At 58.7% G+C, this 16062-nt stretch carries 21 protein-coding genes and 1 riboswitch; of the genes, 15 read left to right on the top strand and 6 right to left on the bottom strand.

Annotation, left to right across the window (positions count from 1 at the left end):
• Nucleotides 1-210 precede the first annotated feature (210 nt).
• From ACVWZU_RS13190 to gloB, 4 genes are all read left to right on the top strand, one after another.
• The gene (locus tag ACVWZU_RS13190; protein ID WP_011431820.1) at nucleotides 211-390 is read left to right on the top strand and encodes a 50S ribosomal protein L32; all 180 of its coding nucleotides are present in this window, start codon (nucleotides 211-213) and stop codon (nucleotides 388-390) included.
• Nucleotides 391-501: 111 nt separating this feature from the next.
• Nucleotides 502-918 (top strand): J domain-containing protein, encoded by a 417-nt coding sequence (locus ACVWZU_RS13185; protein WP_414351179.1) that lies wholly within the window; start codon nucleotides 502-504, stop codon nucleotides 916-918.
• A gap of 127 nt (nucleotides 919-1045) precedes the next feature.
• Nucleotides 1046-1309, top strand: a complete 264-nt coding sequence (locus ACVWZU_RS13180) for a DUF3143 domain-containing protein (protein WP_011431822.1) — start codon at nucleotides 1046-1048, stop codon at nucleotides 1307-1309.
• Nucleotides 1310-1316: 7 nt separating this feature from the next.
• Nucleotides 1317-2075 carry a hydroxyacylglutathione hydrolase gene (gloB, locus tag ACVWZU_RS13175; RefSeq protein WP_011431823.1) on the top strand — a complete coding sequence of 253 codons (759 nt, stop codon included), beginning with the start codon at nucleotides 1317-1319 and terminating at the stop codon, nucleotides 2073-2075.
• Nucleotides 2076-2197: 122 nt separating this feature from the next.
• Here gloB and ACVWZU_RS13170 read toward each other — a convergent pair whose 3' ends face one another.
• The 6 genes from ACVWZU_RS13170 to hisIE all read right to left on the bottom strand — a co-directional run bounded on the left by ACVWZU_RS13170 (nucleotide 2198) and on the right by hisIE (nucleotide 7791).
• Complete coding sequence (locus ACVWZU_RS13170; RefSeq protein ID WP_457445347.1) at nucleotides 2198-3391, bottom strand: MFS transporter; 1194 nt, start codon at nucleotides 3389-3391, stop codon at nucleotides 2198-2200.
• Between the two features lie 42 nt (nucleotides 3392-3433).
• Nucleotides 3434-3778: a DUF190 domain-containing protein gene (locus ACVWZU_RS13165; protein WP_457445345.1), complete on the bottom strand. Its 345-nt coding sequence runs from the start codon at nucleotides 3776-3778 to the stop codon at nucleotides 3434-3436.
• Nucleotides 3779-4087: 309 nt separating this feature from the next.
• Entirely contained in the window at nucleotides 4088-4519 is a 432-nt protein-coding gene (gene crcB / locus ACVWZU_RS13160) for a fluoride efflux transporter CrcB (protein ID WP_457384683.1), read from the bottom strand.
• Nucleotides 4520-4571: 52 nt separating this feature from the next.
• On the bottom strand, nucleotides 4572-6221 hold the full coding sequence (locus tag ACVWZU_RS13155; RefSeq protein WP_457445343.1) for a cation:proton antiporter domain-containing protein: 1650 nt from the start codon (nucleotides 6219-6221) through the stop codon (nucleotides 4572-4574).
• A 145-nt stretch (nucleotides 6222-6366) separates the two neighbouring features.
• Nucleotides 6367-6472, bottom strand: a riboswitch (Fluoride riboswitch).
• A gap of 46 nt (nucleotides 6473-6518) precedes the next feature.
• Nucleotides 6519-7208 carry a DUF1997 domain-containing protein gene (locus ACVWZU_RS13150; RefSeq protein WP_457445341.1) on the bottom strand — a complete coding sequence of 230 codons (690 nt, stop codon included), beginning with the start codon at nucleotides 7206-7208 and terminating at the stop codon, nucleotides 6519-6521.
• The gene (hisIE, locus tag ACVWZU_RS13145) at nucleotides 7168-7791 is read right to left on the bottom strand and encodes a bifunctional phosphoribosyl-AMP cyclohydrolase/phosphoribosyl-ATP diphosphatase HisIE (protein WP_414342151.1); all 624 of its coding nucleotides are present in this window, start codon (nucleotides 7789-7791) and stop codon (nucleotides 7168-7170) included. Before hisIE ends, ACVWZU_RS13150 begins: the two co-directional genes overlap by 41 nt.
• A 278-nt stretch (nucleotides 7792-8069) precedes the next feature.
• On the opposite strand from hisIE, the gene ACVWZU_RS13140 reads away from it, so the two are divergent.
• The 11 genes from ACVWZU_RS13140 to ACVWZU_RS13090 are packed head-to-tail and all read left to right on the top strand — an operon-like array spanning nucleotide 8070 to nucleotide 15999.
• Nucleotides 8070-8861, top strand: coding sequence for a phosphonate ABC transporter ATP-binding protein (locus tag ACVWZU_RS13140; RefSeq protein ID WP_414388969.1), 792 nt, complete (start codon nucleotides 8070-8072; stop codon nucleotides 8859-8861).
• A 46-nt stretch (nucleotides 8862-8907) separates the two neighbouring features.
• A complete protein-coding gene (gene phnD / locus ACVWZU_RS13135; protein WP_457445339.1) occupies nucleotides 8908-9804 on the top strand; it encodes a phosphonate ABC transporter substrate-binding protein in 897 nt (298 codons plus the stop codon).
• Entirely contained in the window at nucleotides 9773-10591 is an 819-nt protein-coding gene (phnE, locus tag ACVWZU_RS13130) for a phosphonate ABC transporter, permease protein PhnE (RefSeq protein ID WP_414342146.1), read from the top strand. Before phnD ends, phnE begins: the two co-directional genes overlap by 32 nt.
• A gap of 9 nt (nucleotides 10592-10600) precedes the next feature.
• Nucleotides 10601-11020 (top strand): phosphonate C-P lyase system protein PhnG, encoded by a 420-nt coding sequence (gene phnG, locus ACVWZU_RS13125; RefSeq protein ID WP_011431834.1) that lies wholly within the window; start codon nucleotides 10601-10603, stop codon nucleotides 11018-11020.
• A gap of 8 nt (nucleotides 11021-11028) precedes the next feature.
• Complete coding sequence (phnH, locus tag ACVWZU_RS13120) at nucleotides 11029-11598, top strand: phosphonate C-P lyase system protein PhnH (RefSeq protein WP_457445336.1); 570 nt, start codon at nucleotides 11029-11031, stop codon at nucleotides 11596-11598.
• Nucleotides 11583-11750 (top strand): hypothetical protein, encoded by a 168-nt coding sequence (locus ACVWZU_RS13115; RefSeq protein WP_457445334.1) that lies wholly within the window; start codon nucleotides 11583-11585, stop codon nucleotides 11748-11750. Before phnH ends, ACVWZU_RS13115 begins: the two co-directional genes overlap by 16 nt.
• Before the next feature lie 9 nt (nucleotides 11751-11759).
• The gene (locus ACVWZU_RS13110) at nucleotides 11760-12635 is read left to right on the top strand and encodes a carbon-phosphorus lyase complex subunit PhnI (protein ID WP_457445349.1); all 876 of its coding nucleotides are present in this window, start codon (nucleotides 11760-11762) and stop codon (nucleotides 12633-12635) included.
• Nucleotides 12619-13485 carry an alpha-D-ribose 1-methylphosphonate 5-phosphate C-P-lyase PhnJ gene (locus ACVWZU_RS13105; RefSeq protein ID WP_414401843.1) on the top strand — a complete coding sequence of 289 codons (867 nt, stop codon included), beginning with the start codon at nucleotides 12619-12621 and terminating at the stop codon, nucleotides 13483-13485. Before ACVWZU_RS13110 ends, ACVWZU_RS13105 begins: the two co-directional genes overlap by 17 nt.
• Nucleotides 13478-14245 carry an ATP-binding cassette domain-containing protein gene (locus ACVWZU_RS13100; RefSeq protein ID WP_414342141.1) on the top strand — a complete coding sequence of 256 codons (768 nt, stop codon included), beginning with the start codon at nucleotides 13478-13480 and terminating at the stop codon, nucleotides 14243-14245. The genes ACVWZU_RS13105 and ACVWZU_RS13100 overlap by 8 nt, the downstream gene beginning before the upstream one ends.
• 10 nt (nucleotides 14246-14255) lie before the next feature.
• Complete coding sequence (locus ACVWZU_RS13095; RefSeq protein WP_011431839.1) at nucleotides 14256-14951, top strand: ATP-binding cassette domain-containing protein; 696 nt, start codon at nucleotides 14256-14258, stop codon at nucleotides 14949-14951.
• Nucleotides 14932-15999: an alpha-D-ribose 1-methylphosphonate 5-triphosphate diphosphatase gene (locus tag ACVWZU_RS13090; protein WP_457445332.1), complete on the top strand. Its 1068-nt coding sequence runs from the start codon at nucleotides 14932-14934 to the stop codon at nucleotides 15997-15999. Before ACVWZU_RS13095 ends, ACVWZU_RS13090 begins: the two co-directional genes overlap by 20 nt.
• Nucleotides 16000-16062: the final 63 nt, after the last annotated feature.

Genomic DNA, 16062 nt, shown 5'->3' with positions numbered 1-16062 from the left:
GCCTATGCGTGATGACAACGATATTCACATGGCCGACACTGCGTTTTTAAAGGGCGTCGGCTACGGTCGGCGCTATCCTTCCCCGCCCTGAAGGATGGGGCTTGCCGCGCCTTTTGGTCAACCACTGATAGGCTACTTGCCTGAATAAAGCTGGGATCGGCAGCGCAGCCTCAATGCTAGCCTAGTAAGGCTGTGTTTTTGTGCGAAGCCATGCCTGTTCCTAAGAAGAAAACTTCTAAAGCCCGCAGTCGCAGGCGCTACGCCGTCTGGCTGGGCAAAGCTAAGCTCCAGGCCCAGCGAGCCATGACCATTGGGCGCGCCATTCTCAGCGGTCGCAACACCGGTTTCTACTATCCCAAAGCTAAGTCTGAAGAGGATGAGGAAGAATAGAGGCTTGCTGCAGGGATCCCGGTGTCTGCGCGAGTGATTACACTGGACTAGAGCTGTGCTCCCCTGAAAGCGGTTTTGCTGCCCCTGTAGTCTTGCTCCTCCATAGGTTGCATGCGCTCCTTGACTTCCCTCACCTACTACCAACGGCTGGGTCTGTCTCCAGGGGCATCTCCTGAGGCCATCCGGCGGGCCTACCGGCAATTGAGCAAGCGCTACCATCCCGATACTTCTCCCCTGGCTCCGGAAGTGGCCATTCGCTGCTTCCAAGAGTTGCAGGAGGCCTACCTTGTCCTCAGCAACCCGGCGAAACGGGCCATCTACGATGCCAGCTTACGGGCGGTGACCGCCAACACGGGATCTCTGGGCATGCCGGGATCCCTTGGTGCCGATTCTCTAGAGCTGCGTATGGAAACCCGCCCACTTTCGGCTGGCGAGCTGTGTGCCCTGCTGCTGATGGGATCCACCCTAGTCGTGTGTTTGCTACTGGCAGGTGTCCTCGCTTGGCTGCGAGAGAGTGGGGCAAGCTGATTCTGCGAGCATTTCCTGCCCTCTTCGGTAGGACATTGGGATCGAGTTTTCGGATTCTGGATCAGGAGTGCTTGAATGAACATAGCCCGTTGACTCTAGGGTTTGATTGCTTTTCTTGAATCTCGCCATGCCTTTGCCTCCTGCAACCACGCCCCTGTACAATCACCCGCTCCACACCATCGAACGCTGGCTGGAGGATCAGGGCTGCACCCGCGATCCGCAGGATGTGGAGCAGTGGTTTTGCGAACGGCCTGGCTGGAAAGCCATTTTGCGCCTGGAAGAAACCAGCATTTGGGTGCGATACACCTACCCAGACGGCAACACGAAAACTTTATCTTTTCCCTATTCCCTCAGCCGGCAAGACGTAGAACAGGCCATTTTTGAGAGTTAGCCGAGCCATGCGCGTTCTCCAGTTGCCTGCCCTGCGCGATAACTACATCTACCTGCTCCACAATCCCGACACTGCAACAGCAGCCGTGGTGGATCCGGCAGTGGCTGAGCCCGTGTTGGAAAAGCTGGCCGAGCTGGGGGCGGAGTTGGTGGCCATTTTCAACACCCACCACCACCACGACCACGTGGGGGGCAACCGACAGCTTTTGGAGCGCTATCCCCGTGCCAGAGTCTATGGCAGCCAGGTGGATCGGGGGCGGATCCCTGGCCAGACGGTGGAGCTCAAGGCAGGGGAAACAGTGGAGTTTGCGGGTCGGCTAGCAAAGGTGCTGTTTGTGCCCGGCCATACCCGCGGCCATATTGCCTACTACTTTTCCGAGAGTGGGGATCTCTTCTGTGGCGATACCCTGTTTGCCGGGGGATGCGGGCGGCTGTTTGAAGGCACGCCGGAGCAGATGGTGGGATCCCTGGATCAACTGCGGCAGTTGCCGGAAGCCACACGGGTGTGGTGTGCCCACGAATACACCTTGAACAATCTCAGGTTTGCCCTGACAGTGGATGGAGACAACCCCGACCTGCAGGCGCGTTATCAGCAGGTGGCTGCCCTGCGCCAGACGGGATCCCCGACTGTCCCCAGCACCATTGGCGAGGAGCGACGCACCAACCCCTTCTTGCGCTGGGATCAGCCGGCTCTGCAAGCTGCCACCGGGCTCCAGGATCCGGTGCGGGTCTTCGCTCGCCTGCGCGGTATGAAGGATCAGTTCTGAAAATCGGGTTCCGACAAAAGCTCCTGGAGGTGGCCCAAAACCTGAGGGGATGGTGCTCCTCACCACCAGCACAAACGAAACCCCCGAAGAGCTGCACCGTAATCTGGTGCAGGGGCTTTTCATCAGCCCACCTCGGCCTGCCTCCTGGACACTAGAGCCAGCAGGATAGCCGCCCCCAGCCCTTGAGTGACTACCGAAAAGAGCACTAAGCCAGTCAGGGAGAAATCGTAAAGCACCCCCATCAGGGCGCTGCCCACAAACCAAGCCAATCCATAGACACTGGTAAACAGGCCAAAGGCAAAGCCCCTCGTCTCGGGAGCTACCATACCGGCCACCGCCGCCTTCATGATGGATTCTTGGGCCCCCAAACCAATCCCCCAGAGCACCATGCCCAGCACCGTCAGAGCATAGGTACCGGAAAAGGCCAGCGGCGCAAATCCAGCCGATACCGCCACCGCTCCCAGCAAGCTCCACAGCCCCACGCGGTCGAACAGCCAGCCACATCCCAGGGCGGCCAGGGCATCCACCCCCATAGCCAGGGCATACAGCAAAGGGATCCCTGCCCCATCGCTCCCTGACTGTTGTTGCAGATGCAGGGCAATGAGGGGAAAATCCGCAAACCCCATAGCCACACAGGCTGCTGCCAAAAGATACAGCCAGAAAACTCTGGGCAAGCCTTTTGCCGAGGTCATCTCCGGCTCCGGCTCAAAGTCGCGCGGACTGGGATACAGCCATTGCGCTAGCCCCAAAGCCGCCAGCCCCACCGCTGCCGGGATCCCCAAGGCCAAAAACGCGCCCCGGAAGCCATATCCCGCTCCTAGCATGGCTGCCACCAGCAGCGGCCCTGCCACTGCCCCAATTTGATCTAGGGTCTCATGCAGGCCAAACCCCAAGCCCCGTCCCACCTGCAGGGCTGCATGAGAAAGCAACACGTCCCGCGGCGGGGTGCGGATCCCTTTGCCGGTCCGCTCGGCCAAGAGCAGCACGGCGGCCCAAGGCCAACTGCCCACCCAGGCCAAAGCCGGGATCACCGCCGTGTTGATGACATAGCCCAAGGTGGTGAGCTGCCAGTGCCCCCGACTGCGGTGCAAGGGATCCCTGCCCAGCTGGTCGCTCCAATAGCCCACTCCCAAGCGCAAGCCATAGGCCAGCAGCTCCCCCCCGCCGGCCACCAGGCCCACCACCGTGCCGCTGGCCCCCAGGGATCCCAAAAAAGCTCCAGAAATGCTGCGTGCCCCTTCGTAGGTGGCATCGGCGCAGAGGCTGACGATCCCCAGCAAAACAATAAAGCGCAGGGCAGAAGGGGAATCGGGCATAACCAGCTCCTTGGCAATGGGGAATCTATTTTCAGATCTGGACTATTGTTGTTGATGAGGAACATGATGGAATACTTGTAACCTATGGCAAGTAACTAGACCGTCATGCATCAGAGTTTTTACTTCCGGTAGAAAGGCTTTGATTTTTTCCGGCGTGTCGATGAAAGTTACCAAAATGGGCAGATCTGTGGAAAGCTCTAGAAGGTTACTGCTGCGAATATGACTGTTTCGACCAAAGCCAGCAATAGCTCGCACCACAGTACCACCAGCTAGCCCACGCTGACGACCTAGCTCCAGCAGAGCCAGGTAGAGAGGCTTCCCTTGCCAACGGTCTGACTCGCCGATGTAAATATCCAATTTATAAACTTCTGGTTCATCATCTAGCATACTTGTATCCCTTTTGTCTTTGGGCTGTTGCGATTGTCATGGTTACAGATTTTTCCGCTTCACATAAGGTCTACAGTGAAGTGGGATCCTTGTCAGGCAAGAGATTGGCTGGCATTGGCTGTAGTGAGTAACGCTGGAAAAACTGTATATTGCTTTGGTGAAGAGTGCTCCTTAAGATAAGAAATTCCAGGGGGTTGACTAGTGGGGATCCCGGTGCTTTTAAGAAAAAAGTTATTGCCCAAAATGACCAGTTGCTGCACCTGGCTTTTGGATGGATAGATTGCTGATTGATAGGGGTTACGTTAAACGTTATCGCCACAATCGTGCCAACAGGATCCCAATCTCCATAGCCAAGGCTCCAAATAGGCAAGAACCGAGCCAATAGACAAGCCCAGCAGCAAAGCGATGTTGCTGCCAGAGGCTAAAGGTATCCAGTTCATAGGTAGAAAAGGTGGTGTAGGAACCCAGGAATCCCACCCCGAACAGCAGGCGAATTTCCGGTGAGATCTCAGGGCGTTCCATAGCCACGGTCATGAACCAACCCATGACCACACAACCCGATAAGTTGATGATCAGGGTTCCGTAGGGAAAGCTAGGGCCAAATCGCTCCGCAAACCAGAGGGATAGATAGTAGCGACTCAGGGATCCGCCAATAGCCCCCAACGCAACCGCAAAGGGAACTCTCAAACTGGGAGAGACCAAGCCATGGTTTAGGTAAGCCCACACCGATTGCAAGCGCATCTATTCTCCTTGAACTGTGTTCCCAGAACTTCCTACGGAAAAGGTGGGATCCTTAGCTTTTTCTGCCCTCAGAGATAGGGATCCTGCTTCTCTTGAAGTCCTCTTCCTCTACCAAAATTACCGGAATCGGGCTGGTTTCCAACACCGCTTGGGAAGTGGATCCCACCAAAACCTGCTCCCAGCCGCGGTGCCCCCGCTTGCCCATGACGATGTCGGTTACCTGCCGCTCCTGAGCTAGGGTTACGATGGTCTCTGCCAAGGGCCCCGAGGCCAGGCAAAACTGGTGGCGAATATCCGCCAAAAGACGCTGGGTGAGTTGCCGCAACAGTTCTACCCCTTTCCCCTGCGGCTTATCGGTAACATGCAACACAATCACTTCCCCATCCACCCGCCGCGCCAAATCGGCCACCTTGCGCAGCACGGCTTCGGCCAAAGGGGAGGTGTCCACCGCTGCCAAAAAGCTCACCTTGCCCTGGCTGCCTACCTTGGTGGGATCCACCTCTCCTTTTTCCAAAAGCCGGGGAGCACACACCTGGGTCAGCCAAGCACCCAGGGGGGCCGTGACCAAAATCGACAGAGCCGCCAAAGCCAAAATGATCTCCCCACCGGGGATCCCTTGGGCCAAAGGGATCCCACCAATAGCCGCCTGCACCGTCGCCTTGGCCATGTTGCCCGGTAGCAAAAACAGCCGCTCCCGCCCGTTCCAATTGCTTCCCAGAGTGGAAAGCCACCAACCCAGGCCCCGCCCCAGCAGCAGACTCAAGGTCAAGAGCAGCAAGCCCGGCCAGAACACGGATCCCAGCACCCCCAGATCCAGCGACGCTCCCAACAGCACAAACAACACGATCTCCGCCACCGTCCAGAGGGCATCGAACCCACCCCGCAGCCGCCGCGCCAAAGGGGCATCCAGCTCAATCAGAAAAAACCCCATGGCCATCACCGCCAGATAGCCGGAAAAATAGGACCACACCTGCGGCGCCAGCACCAAGCCCAAGGCCATGCAGGCAGCCAGCAGCACTTCCTGCACGCTGTTGCGAGTCCAGTTTTGTTGGGTTAGTAGCGACACCAGAACCCGCGCCCCCAGGTAGCCTACAGCCACGCCCAGCAGGATCTCCATCACCACCTGGAACGGCAGCCACTGCAGCGGCGATAGCTCCAGCCCCAGCAGGCGAACGCTCTCTGCAGAGCCCTGGCCCAAAAAGCTGAGCAACAGGCTAAACCCTAAGAGCAGCAGCACATCGGAAAGGGCGCTGCCGGTCAAAATAGCATCCGGGATCCCTTTGGCCACCCCCCAGCCCAGGCTTTTGAGGCGCAACATCCCCGGCACGATCACGGCTGGCGACTCCGCCCCAATCACGCAGCCCAACAGCAAACCGGTAGGCCAGTCCAACCCCAGGATCCAGGTGCTCAACAGGGCCACCGCCACCGCCTCGCAGGCTGCCGGCAAAAACCCCAGCCGCAGCGCCACGGATCCCTGCTGGGCCAGCTTCTCCCGATCCAGCCCCAGGCCCGCCTTCATCAAAATGATCATCACCGCCACCACCCGCAGATCCCCCGCCGCTGCCAGCACCTCCGGGGATAGGACATCTCCCAGCAAGATCCCCACGAGGATCATCCCCAGCAGGGGGGGCATCCCCAGCCGACCCACGATTTGGCCGACAAAAAAGCCCATCACCAAGATCCACAGCCAACTGCCCAGCATCACCAGATCCTCATCTCCTTGTCGTCAGGGTGTTGAAGGGCAGCCCAGGGAGAAAAAGCCATCCGCGTCAGGAGTGGGAGCACCATCGCGTCCGCAGGGTGGGGCCTCAAACAAAGCCAAAGACCCCTACCCCCTGGACTTGCCCAGAAGTGTAGGAGTCATCAGCCTCAGCTTTTGAGGTTAGAACCCTCTTCCTCTATAGAAAAATTCCAAGTGAGGCGGTTGCGGCGAACTCCATCGCCGGTTGCCGGAGCACTACTCGAAAGCTGACCGGCAACTTACTTGGCACCTAAGATATCACGCTTTGTCTTCCACTGCAATTAAGCGATAGGGGTGATCGGGACACCCAATAGAGCGATAGAAATCGCTGCACACATTGTGGGTGAGGCGGTCACTCATACCCCGGGTTACCTGCTGCACCACTTGATGGGCCACCCGATAAACCAACTTGCGGGGCAGAACCTGCAAAAACCTGGGCAAAGCCAGCCAGATCTCCAGATGAAGAGCCCAGTGAACACGGGTGGTGGGCAGGTCTTTCAGGGATCCCTGTAGCTCCTCCAGCTGGAAATCGGCTTGGCAGCTGACCCGGTAAGGCATTCCTTCATCGCCGGGCAACTCAATCGAGGTCAGACAAAACCGGTAATCTTTATCCGGCCAGATCTTGACCCCAAAACTGGGCTCCAGCTCAAACCCCAGCCCGCCCATGCGGAAAAACTGCAACCTGTAAGTCTCGGCAGACAAAGCTTCCACCTGCAATGGCCTGAAGCACCGCTGGATCCACTGGGCATGGCCTCTCAGGTAACGGGCCAAGGTCTCCCGATCGGTTTCGAGATCCACTTGGCCACAGCGCGCGGCTTGTAAATCCAGGTGGGCTTTGTCCAGGGAGGGATCCCAAGAGGACGGAGAGGGATCTGCGGGAGCACCGCCTTCGGGGGACATGGCCCTTTCACTTGGCGGAACGGCGGGCTTGGAGCTGGCGATAGACATCCCTAACATCTACCTGATAGTGAGCAAGGGCCACGAGGCAGTGGTACCAGAGGTCGGCCATCTCACGGGCCAAAGCCACGCGGTCTTGATCCTTAGCCGCCATCACCACCTCAGCCGTCTCCTCGCCAAGTTTCTTCAAAATGGCATTTTCCCCCTTGGCTAGCAAGCTGCTGGTGTAGGAATCGGGACGGGGATCCGCCTGGCGGGCCTTGACCACGGCAAACACCTGCGACAGGGTATCGGCTGCTGGAAGGGGATCCCCTTGCAAAGGGCGAAAGAAACAGCTCCGCGCTCCTGTGTGGCACGCTGCATCCCCCACCTGCTCCACCAGGATGACCAGGGCGTCGCCGTCGCAGTCGTAGCGGATTTGTTTGACCCACTGCACATGGCCAGAAGTTTCCCCCTTGGGCCACAACGCCTGCCGCGAGCGGCTCCAAAACCAGGTGCGGCCTGTTTCCAGGGTTTTTTGCAGCGATTCCCGGTTCATCCAGGCCATCATCAGCACTGTTCCGTCCAGGTAGTCCTGCACGATGGCCGGGATCAGGCCCTGTTCATTGTAGGTGAGGCTGCCTAACCAAGCCATCTCCTCCGGTGAAAGGGCTCTGGGGGACTGCCAAGAGAGGCCCGAGATCACAGCAGCAGCCATAAGGGTTTGGCAGAGAACCAATCGAGATTATTAGCAGGATAGCAGAGCAAGCTCTCCCAGGAGTACCTCCAAGAGCGCCCTCCAGGCCAAAGCCAGTTTCGAGAAGCCATTGAGAAGTCCTGCTGCCCAGGCCAGCAAAGCTTAACTTGGTTTTAACTTCAGTATCAGGCCAATCTGCTAAGTTTGTTACCGGTTTTCCCGCCGTGAGGTAGCTTATGCGCATCCAAGTCGAGAACCTTTGGGTTGCCTTCAAAAACAAGGTTGCCCTAAGGGAGGTTTACCTTGACCTATTTGGCGATGGAGCGCAGGTTGTGGCCTTGATCGGACCTTCGGGAGCAGGAAAGTCGACCTTTCTTAGGCTTTTGAAAGGGATGGTCAAGCTCAGCGGCGGAAAAGTTTGGGTTGATTCTCTTCCTCTCCATGAAGGCCAAAGGGATGCCCTGCAACAGCTGCGCAGGCGCACGGCCATGGTCTACCAGACCTTTCAACTCATCGGGCGCCTGACGGTTCTGGAAAACGTTCTTGTTGGGCGTCTGCCTCACCTGAGTCCCATTCGGGGTCTTTTCAAGCACTTTTCTGTTCAGGATTTGGCCAAGGCGGAAAAGCTGCTGGAAGAGGTAGGGTTGCTAGAGCATGCCTGGCAAAGGGCCGACGCTCTCTCAGGGGGGCAGCAGCAGCGAGTGGGTATTGCTCGCGCCTTGATCCAGGAGCCAGCCCTGATTCTGGCCGACGAGCCCATTTCGGCTTTGGATCCTAAAAATGCAAAGGTAATTATGGAGCTGCTGCTGGGAGCGGTGCGCCGCCAGGGGATTCCGTTGCTGGTTACCCTGCACCACCTAGAAATGGTGCGCCATTACGCCGATCGAGTCGTTGCTTTCAAGGAGGGCCAGGTTTTCTTCAATGGGCCGCTTTCCGATTTTACCTCTGAAAAGGAAAAGGAGCTCTACTTTGGGGAGAAGGAAACCCACGAGGCAAGCGAATGGTTTTCCTCAACCTTGATGGTCTAACAAGATCCACCTTCAACCGCAAGTTAACTGCAAAGGAGAAAACCTTATGCGGAGAAGAAAAATTCTGTTCCTTGCTGCCTTCCTCATGGGAATTTCCAGCTGGGTTCCAGGGCTGGCTCAGAAGCAAAACTGGCCCAAGGAGCTGGTGATTGCTGAAGTACCGGTGGAGAGTGCTGCCGATTACGAAGCTCGCTATGCTCCCTTTTTGGATTATCTCAAACAAAAACTGGGGATCCCCGTCCGCCTGTTTGTGGCCGGTGACTACACGGCGGTGATGGTCTCCCAGGCACAAGGCCAAACTCACTTAGCTTTCTACGGCCCTGGCTCCTACGTAGATGCCATTGAAAAGGCCAACGCTCCCATTGAAGCGTTCGTGAAAGAGGACTCGCTGCGCTCGGGTACCGTTTATCACTCCTTGATACTTTCCAAGAAAGGCAGTGGCATCAAAACTCTAGAAGACGCCAAGGGCAAAGATTTTGCTTTCGTCGACCCAGAGAGCACCTCTGGCTTCAAGGTGCCCATGGCCCACTTCTGTCTTGAGGCCAAAATCAAGCCCAAGGAGTATTTCAAGCGGGTGGTTTTTGCTGGCAACCACGAGTCGGTCATCTTGGGGATAGCTCAGGGAACCATTCCCGTTGGTGTAACCTGGGATACCGGGATCAGCCTTGCCACCAACAAGGGGCAGATCAAAGGCATAGAGGACTTTGAGGTCATCTGGAGATCGGATCCCATTCCTTCCTCTCCCTGGGCCTACCGTAAAGATCTGCCAGAGGATCTCAAGGAGGCCTTGCGCACAGTCTATCTGGAGTACGAAAACACGCCGGAGGGTCAGAAATGGCTGGAGGCTCGTGGGCTGAAGGGCTTTGAGCCGGCTAGCGACGCAGATTACGATCCCTTCCGCAAGGTCAACGATGCTCTTAAGAAACCTGAGTGCCAACTCTAGGAGACTTCCCCCCCTGCCAGCAGAGCTTAAGCGCAGGGAGCTGAGCACGGTTGTGCTGTATGGGGGGGTTTTTCTCGCTCTCTTGCTGACGGCGGAGCCTGCCGGGATCTCGCCAGGAAAGTTGTTAGCTGGCTTGGGGAGGAGTGCGGCCTTCTTGGCTCGCTTCTTTCCTCCCAGCTTTTACTTCTTGCCCAACTTCCTTTACTCCCTGTTGCAAACCCTGATGATGGCCCTCTGGGGCACCTTCCTGGCCACTTTTCTCACGGTTCCCTTGGCCTTCCTGGGATCCAGAAATGTCATGCGTTCCCCTGCGGTTTACCTGCTTGTGCGCGGGCTCATGGATGTCCTCAGGGGGCTCAATGAACTGGTCTTGGCATTGGTTTTTGTGGCCGCAATTGGCCTAGGACCCTTGCCAGGGATCCTAGCTTTGACCCTGCACACGGCGGGTGTGGCAGGCAAGCTCCTCTCAGAGGCCATCGAGACAGTAGATATGAAGCAGGTGGAGGCGGTAGAGGCTACAGGTTCCCACCCTCTCCTGGTTATTGCCTATGGCTTCTGGCCACAAGTGGCTCCTGCCTTTTACTCCAGCACTCTCTACCTTTTTGAGGTTAACGTGCGCTCGGCAACGGTCTTGGGCTTGGTGGGGGCAGGGGGCATTGGGTTTGATTTGATGCAGACCATACGAGCCTTTCGCTTTCAAGATGCGGCCACGGTCGTTCTCCTGATTCTGCTGGCTGTGTTTACAATTGACAAAGTTTCGGCGCGGATCCGCCAGACCTTGATTTAGGAGGCTGGGATGCAGCCCCTTGAGATGCTAGAGCTGTTGCAGGAGGCCCCCGAGAAGGAGGTGCTGGCTTTGGCGCGGGAGGTCAGGCCTGCTCTGGGATCCAGCCAAAAGCTCAGGGAAGGGGCAGGGCTGCTGGCGCTCCCCTTTGAGGACTCCCGCACGGGGACGCCCTTCTACGTGGGAGAAGTGCTGGTCTACGAGGTCTGGCTGCGCTTTCCAAAAAAGGGAGTAGAAGGATACGGGATGGTGCTGGGGGAAAAGCCGCGTCTGGCGCGCGCCCTGGCCTACCTAGACGCCGCTCTGCAGGCGGGAATTGCTGTGGAGAAGATCCAGGCTTTGGCGCTAGCGGCCCAGAAGGATCTTCAAGAAGAAGACGAGCGCCTCTGGCGCAAGGTAGCTGCAACTCGCCTGGAGGTGGAGACTCTGTGAGCCTGGGGATGTCCAAAGCCTACGGCCCCACACCGGGACTGGCAGAAAAGCAAAGCCAGCAGGTCTTCCGGGCGTTGGTTAGGGCGTTGAGCTACCCTGGCCGTCTGGAGAGCTTTCCCGCTCGCTCCCTTCGCCAAGCCTTTCGCCTCATTGGGCTGACGCTGGTGGACGGCAATGTAGGGGTTTGGGCGCCAAGCTGGCTGCTGTTGGATTTGCGTGGGCAGGATCCCCGGCCTGTGGCTTTGGAGGCTGCTGACTTTGTCTTTGCCGAGCAGCTGGAGAGTTTGCCCGCTGGCCCAGACAGCCTTTTGGCTCTCAAAAGAGGCGCCCACCTTGAGCCTGAAGCGGGAGCGACCCTTATCCTGGGGGCCCCCTTGGGCGGGGGATCCCCTGTGTTGCTCAGAGGGCCCGGCATAGCTGGGGAGATCCAGTTGGCTGTAGGCTTGCCCTCTCTGTTTTGGCAGCTGCGCTCCCAGATCCTGGCCTACCCGCTGGGAGTGGACATCCTGTTAACTGACGGCCCCCAAGTGGTAGGCTTACCCCGAAGCGTGGAGGTGGGTGGATGGGCTATGTCGTAGCGCGGGGCAGCCAAGAGGCCATTCTCAATGCCGAGGCCCTTTTTCGCGAGCTGTTGTCAGCGGCAGAAGCCAAAAGCAGGCGAGGCCGGACAAAGCAGCTGGCTGGGCTGCCCTATCTCCTGGATCATGTGATGGCAGAGGCGGGGCTGTAGGCTCCGGAGCTGGCGGCCACTGCCCTTGTGCAGACAGGGGGGGACCTCTACGAGGCCCTGCTGCTTCTGAGAGCACACCGGACTACTCTCCCTCGCCTAGGGAAAGCCCAGCTGCAGAAAAAGGAAGATCTCCTGCTGGTGCGTCGGCTTTCCTCGGCTTTCAAGAGCATTCCCGGCGGCCAGGTCTTGGGGCCCACCCTAGACTACAGCCTGCGTCTTTTGGGCTTTTCTGAAAGCCCCCCGCTAGAGCCGGCGGCCGTGGCTGCTGCCCAGCACTATCCTTCTGTGCGCAGCTGGCTGAGGGAGCAAGGTCTGCTGGAAGAAGATCCCACGGCAGAGCAGCAAGCCAGTAGCCCTGCTCCAGGGGAAGAGATTCCCGACTTGACGCGGCAGCCACTGCTGTTTCCAGCGCCGCGGGCCCACCGCCTGCAAGCTTTGGCCAGGGGAGATACGGGGGGACTTCTGGCTCTGGCCTACAGCGCCATGCGCGCCTACAACGTCCACACCCACCCAACGGTTGCCGAGTTGGGCGTGGGCTATCTCGAGGTACGCGCCTTTCATCCTGTGCGGGGGGGAAGCTTTCGCCTGGGGCGGATCCGCCTGGTCTTTACTGAGGTGGTGGGACACGGAGAAAAAGGATACCGCTTGGGCTTTGCCGCTAGCCTGGGTTGGAACGAGGGGCGGGCCATCGCTGGCGCCATGCTGGATTTGGAAATGGATCGCCCCAGCCATCCGGCTCGCAGCGAGGAGTTTGTCCTGGTGCATACGGATCCCGTGGAGGCCTCCGGCTTTGCCCTCCACTACAAGCTACCCCACTACGTAACCTTTCTCAGCAACTGGATGAGCCACTTCCAAAAGGAGGCCTCCCTTGAAACCCAAGCATAGCTATGCCTACCTGGATCCGGAGGCCAAGCGAGAAATTCGGCGCAAGGTTCTCAAGGCCCTGGCCATACCGGGCCATCAAGTTCCCTTTGCTAGCCGGGAAATGCCGCTGGCTCGCGGCTGGGGCACAGGGGGATTGCAGCTTACGCTCAGCCTGGTGGGGCCGCAGGACGTGGTGAAGGTCATTGATCAGGGGGCCGATGACTCTGTCAATGCCGCCAACTTGCGCCGCTTCATTGCCCAGGTCAGCGGCGCTCGAACAACCACCGACACGCTGGAGGCCACCCTCATCCAAAGCCGCCACCGCATCCCCGAGGAGCGGCTCCAAGAAGGTCAAATCCTAATCCTGCAAGTTCCCATCCCTGAGCCTCTGCGCTATGTGGAGCCCTCTGACGCCAGGGCGCGGGAGCTACATGCCCTGGGCGACTATAGCCTGCTGTGGGTGGATCTTTTTGAGGAGCACCTACGCCACGGCCAGAGCCGCAAGGGAGCGGCCTACCCAGTTCTGGTCCATGGGCGCTATGGGATGGATCCCAGCCCTCTGCCCCGCTGGGATCTGCCCAAGCTGCATCTGGCAGCCCATATCACCCTCTTTGGGGCCGGGCGGGAGAAGCGGCTCTATGCCGTCCCTCCCTACACCCGGGTGGAGCCCTTGGCCTTTGTGGATCGGCCCTTCCAGCCGGAGCCCATTTTGGGATCCTGCCGTCGCAGCGGTTGCCGCCACGTCTTCCTCAACGCCATTCCCCAAGAAGATGGCAGCTTGGCCTATGAAATCTCCGACCAGGGCTATATGGAAAAGCTGCTGGCCGGGAAAACGAGCGGTCCTCTATTTGTGGAGAAAGAGCATGGCTGAGGAGACCCCCCTTCTGGAGCTGGTCAAGGTTTGCAAAGCCTACGGGGATCGCTGGGCGCTTAAGAACGTCAGCCTCAAGCTCTATCCCCAAGAGGTGCTGGGGGTGGTGGGAGCTTCCGGCAGTGGCAAGACTACTCTTCTGAAGATCCTTTACCTTCAGGAGACAGCCCAGGGGGAGTATCGGCTAAACGTGCCGGGTTGGGAGGGACGTAACCTGCTGTTGCTCTCTCGCTACGAGCAGCCTGCGGCGCGGCACTACCTGGCCATGGTCTATCAGGATGCCGCCCAGGCCCTGCGCATGGGCTTTGCGGCCCTGACTAATGTTGCGGAGCCCCTTGTCCTTAGAGAAGAACGGCGGTTTGGAGTGCTGGAAGCGGAGGCGCAGGAGGCTTTGGAGCGAGCCGATTTTCCTTTAGAGCGAGCCGGGGATCCCCCAGCTTCTCTTTCGGGAGGAGAGCGCCAGCGGGTACAGATTGCCAAAGCTTTAGTCCAAAAGCCTCTGGCTGTTCTTTTGGACGAGCCCACCACCGGTTTGGATTTGCTGGTGCAGGCCACCTTTCTGGATACTCTGCGCCGCCTCAAGCGGCAGTTGGGGATGAGCCTCATCCTAGTAAGCCACGATCTCTCGGTCGTGAGGGCTGTGGCGGATCGAATTGTGGTGTTGTACCAGGGGGAGGTAGTGGAGGAGGGATTGGCCGACCAAGTGCTGGAGGATCCTCGCCACCCCTTCACCCAGGATCTGGTTGCCGCAAGACTTTAGGAAGGGCAAGGTGTTGCAGGTCGTTAACTTAGAAAAGCGGTTCTTTCTTCACCGACTGGGGCGAGAGGTTCTGGCCTTCCAGCAGGTGAGCTTTTCCCTGCAAGCCGGAGAGTTTTTGCTGCTGGAGGGCCCCAACGGCTCTGGCAAGTCTTCTCTACTGCGAACCCTCTACCGCAGCTATTGGCCTACGGCAGGACAAGCCCTCCTGCAGACCCCTCTGGGAACGGTGGATCTGGCCCGCTTAGGGGATCGCGAGGTGTTAGCAATCCGCCGCGAGCGCATCGGCTACGTCAGCCAGTTTCTGGATCCCAGGCCCCGCACCACGGCCTTGGAGCTGGTTGCGGAGCCCTTGCTGTGGCAGGGAGTAGCGGAAAACCAAGCGCGACATCGAGCAGCAGAGCTGCTCCTGGAGCTGGGTCTGAAGCCAGAGTTGCTGGAGACTTTTCCAACCAGCTTCTCGGGGGGCGAGAAACAGAAAGTCAACTTGGCTCGCTCTCTCATCCACCCCTATCCGCTGCTGCTTCTGGACGAGCCCACCGCCAGCTTGGATACTGCAGCCAAGTTGGCCTTGCGAGAACGCCTACGAGCCTTGAAGCAGCAGGGAACAGCTATCATTGGCGTTTTTCACTCCTTAGACGATGTGTCGGGTTTGGTTGACAAAACCTATTCCCTGGAGGTGAGGGCAAATGTGGCTAGCAGGGCCTAAGCTAGTTCTCCCCGATGGTGTCCTCCCGGTGGGATCCCTGCGGCTGGAGGGGGAGCGGATTGCCGAGATTCGGCAGGGGCAAGTGGGGGAAGGGATCCCTTTGCGAGGACTTACCCTGGTGCCCGGCGTAGTCGACCTCCATACCGATAGCCTGGAGCCCGAGCTGGAGCCGCGCCCAGGGGTACAGCTGGCGGTGGACATGGCCTTGGGGATTTGGGAAAACCGAGCTTTGGCGGCGGGGATTACCACTGCCTTTGTAACTCTGTCCTTTTGGGAAGGCCTGCCTGGCTGGCGCAGCACAGAAACGGCCTTGGCTATGGCAGAGCAGTTGGTGGCGCTGCGTTCCCAGCTGGCTCTGGACTTGAGGATCCACGCTCGCTATGAGCTCTCGCGCCCCTTGGGAGCAGCAGCTGTTCGCCAAGCTCTCAGCCAAGGCTGGGTGGATCTCCTTTCCTTCATGGACCACACCCCCGGCCAAGGCCAATTCCGGACGCCGGAGGACTACATCCGCTACATGGCTCGCCAGCTGGCCCGGCCTTCCGAGGAGGTTGCCGCTAGTTTGGCGGCCAAGGCGGGGGAGGAGACCTTGCAGAGCTTTGCCCAATTGGCTCAGCAAGCGCAAGCTTTGGGGGTACCTTTGGCTTCCCACGACGACGACTGCCCCGCCAAGGTTCAGTTAATGGCCAAGATGGGCCTGAAAATTAGCGAGTTTCCGGTTACCCTAGCAGCAGCTTTGGAAGCGCGGAAACTGGGCCTGCTGGTGGTCATGGGGGCTCCCAATGCCCTGAGGGGATCCTCCCATGTCGGCAATCTCTCCGCTTCGGAGGCTCTACAAGTAGGAGCCCTAGGCGCCTTGGCCACTGACTACTCCCCCGCTTCAGCCTTGAGGGCTGCCTTTGCCTTGGCGGAGAAGCAGCTGCTGGATCTGCCCCAAGCCATAGCTTTGGTCACTCACAACCCTGCCCAGGCGGTTGGTCTGCAGGATCGGGGAGCCCTTCGCCCAGGCCTAAGAGCCGATCTAGGTCGTGTTGATCTTATGTTAGGATAGAGAGAATAATTTATAGAGGAAAGAGGATGAAGTTGGTTTTTTTAGATGAAAACAAATGGCAGA

The organism is Thermostichus sp. MS-CIW-26 (assembly GCF_054059115.1).
Note: the sequence above shows the minus strand (reverse complement) of the source record. Positions and strands in the feature narration are given on the sequence as shown.

Coding starts and splice junctions, on each gene's coding strand:
- ACVWZU_RS13190 (WP_011431820.1), top strand. CDS start 211: ATGCCTGTTCCTAAGAAGAAAACTTCTAAAGCCCGCAGTCGCAGGCGC.
- ACVWZU_RS13185 (WP_414351179.1), top strand. CDS start 502: ATGCGCTCCTTGACTTCCCTCACCTACTACCAACGGCTGGGTCTGTCT.
- ACVWZU_RS13180 (WP_011431822.1), top strand. CDS start 1,046: ATGCCTTTGCCTCCTGCAACCACGCCCCTGTACAATCACCCGCTCCAC.
- gloB (WP_011431823.1), top strand. CDS start 1,317: ATGCGCGTTCTCCAGTTGCCTGCCCTGCGCGATAACTACATCTACCTG.
- ACVWZU_RS13170 (WP_457445347.1), bottom strand. CDS start 3,391: ATGCCCGATTCCCCTTCTGCCCTGCGCTTTATTGTTTTGCTGGGGATC.
- ACVWZU_RS13165 (WP_457445345.1), bottom strand. CDS start 3,778: ATGCTAGATGATGAACCAGAAGTTTATAAATTGGATATTTACATCGGC.
- crcB (WP_457384683.1), bottom strand. CDS start 4,519: ATGCGCTTGCAATCGGTGTGGGCTTACCTAAACCATGGCTTGGTCTCT.
- ACVWZU_RS13155 (WP_457445343.1), bottom strand. CDS start 6,221: ATGCTGGGCAGTTGGCTGTGGATCTTGGTGATGGGCTTTTTTGTCGGC.
- ACVWZU_RS13150 (WP_457445341.1), bottom strand. CDS start 7,208: ATGTCTATCGCCAGCTCCAAGCCCGCCGTTCCGCCAAGTGAAAGGGCC.
- hisIE (WP_414342151.1), bottom strand. CDS start 7,791: ATGGCTTGGTTAGGCAGCCTCACCTACAATGAACAGGGCCTGATCCCG.
- ACVWZU_RS13140 (WP_414388969.1), top strand. CDS start 8,070: ATGCGCATCCAAGTCGAGAACCTTTGGGTTGCCTTCAAAAACAAGGTT.
- phnD (WP_457445339.1), top strand. CDS start 8,908: ATGCGGAGAAGAAAAATTCTGTTCCTTGCTGCCTTCCTCATGGGAATT.
- phnE (WP_414342146.1), top strand. CDS start 9,773: ATGCTCTTAAGAAACCTGAGTGCCAACTCTAGGAGACTTCCCCCCCTG.
- phnG (WP_011431834.1), top strand. CDS start 10,601: ATGCAGCCCCTTGAGATGCTAGAGCTGTTGCAGGAGGCCCCCGAGAAG.
- phnH (WP_457445336.1), top strand. CDS start 11,029: ATGTCCAAAGCCTACGGCCCCACACCGGGACTGGCAGAAAAGCAAAGC.
- ACVWZU_RS13115 (WP_457445334.1), top strand. CDS start 11,583: ATGGGCTATGTCGTAGCGCGGGGCAGCCAAGAGGCCATTCTCAATGCC.
- ACVWZU_RS13100 (WP_414342141.1), top strand. CDS start 13,478: ATGGCTGAGGAGACCCCCCTTCTGGAGCTGGTCAAGGTTTGCAAAGCC.
- ACVWZU_RS13090 (WP_457445332.1), top strand. CDS start 14,932: ATGTGGCTAGCAGGGCCTAAGCTAGTTCTCCCCGATGGTGTCCTCCCG.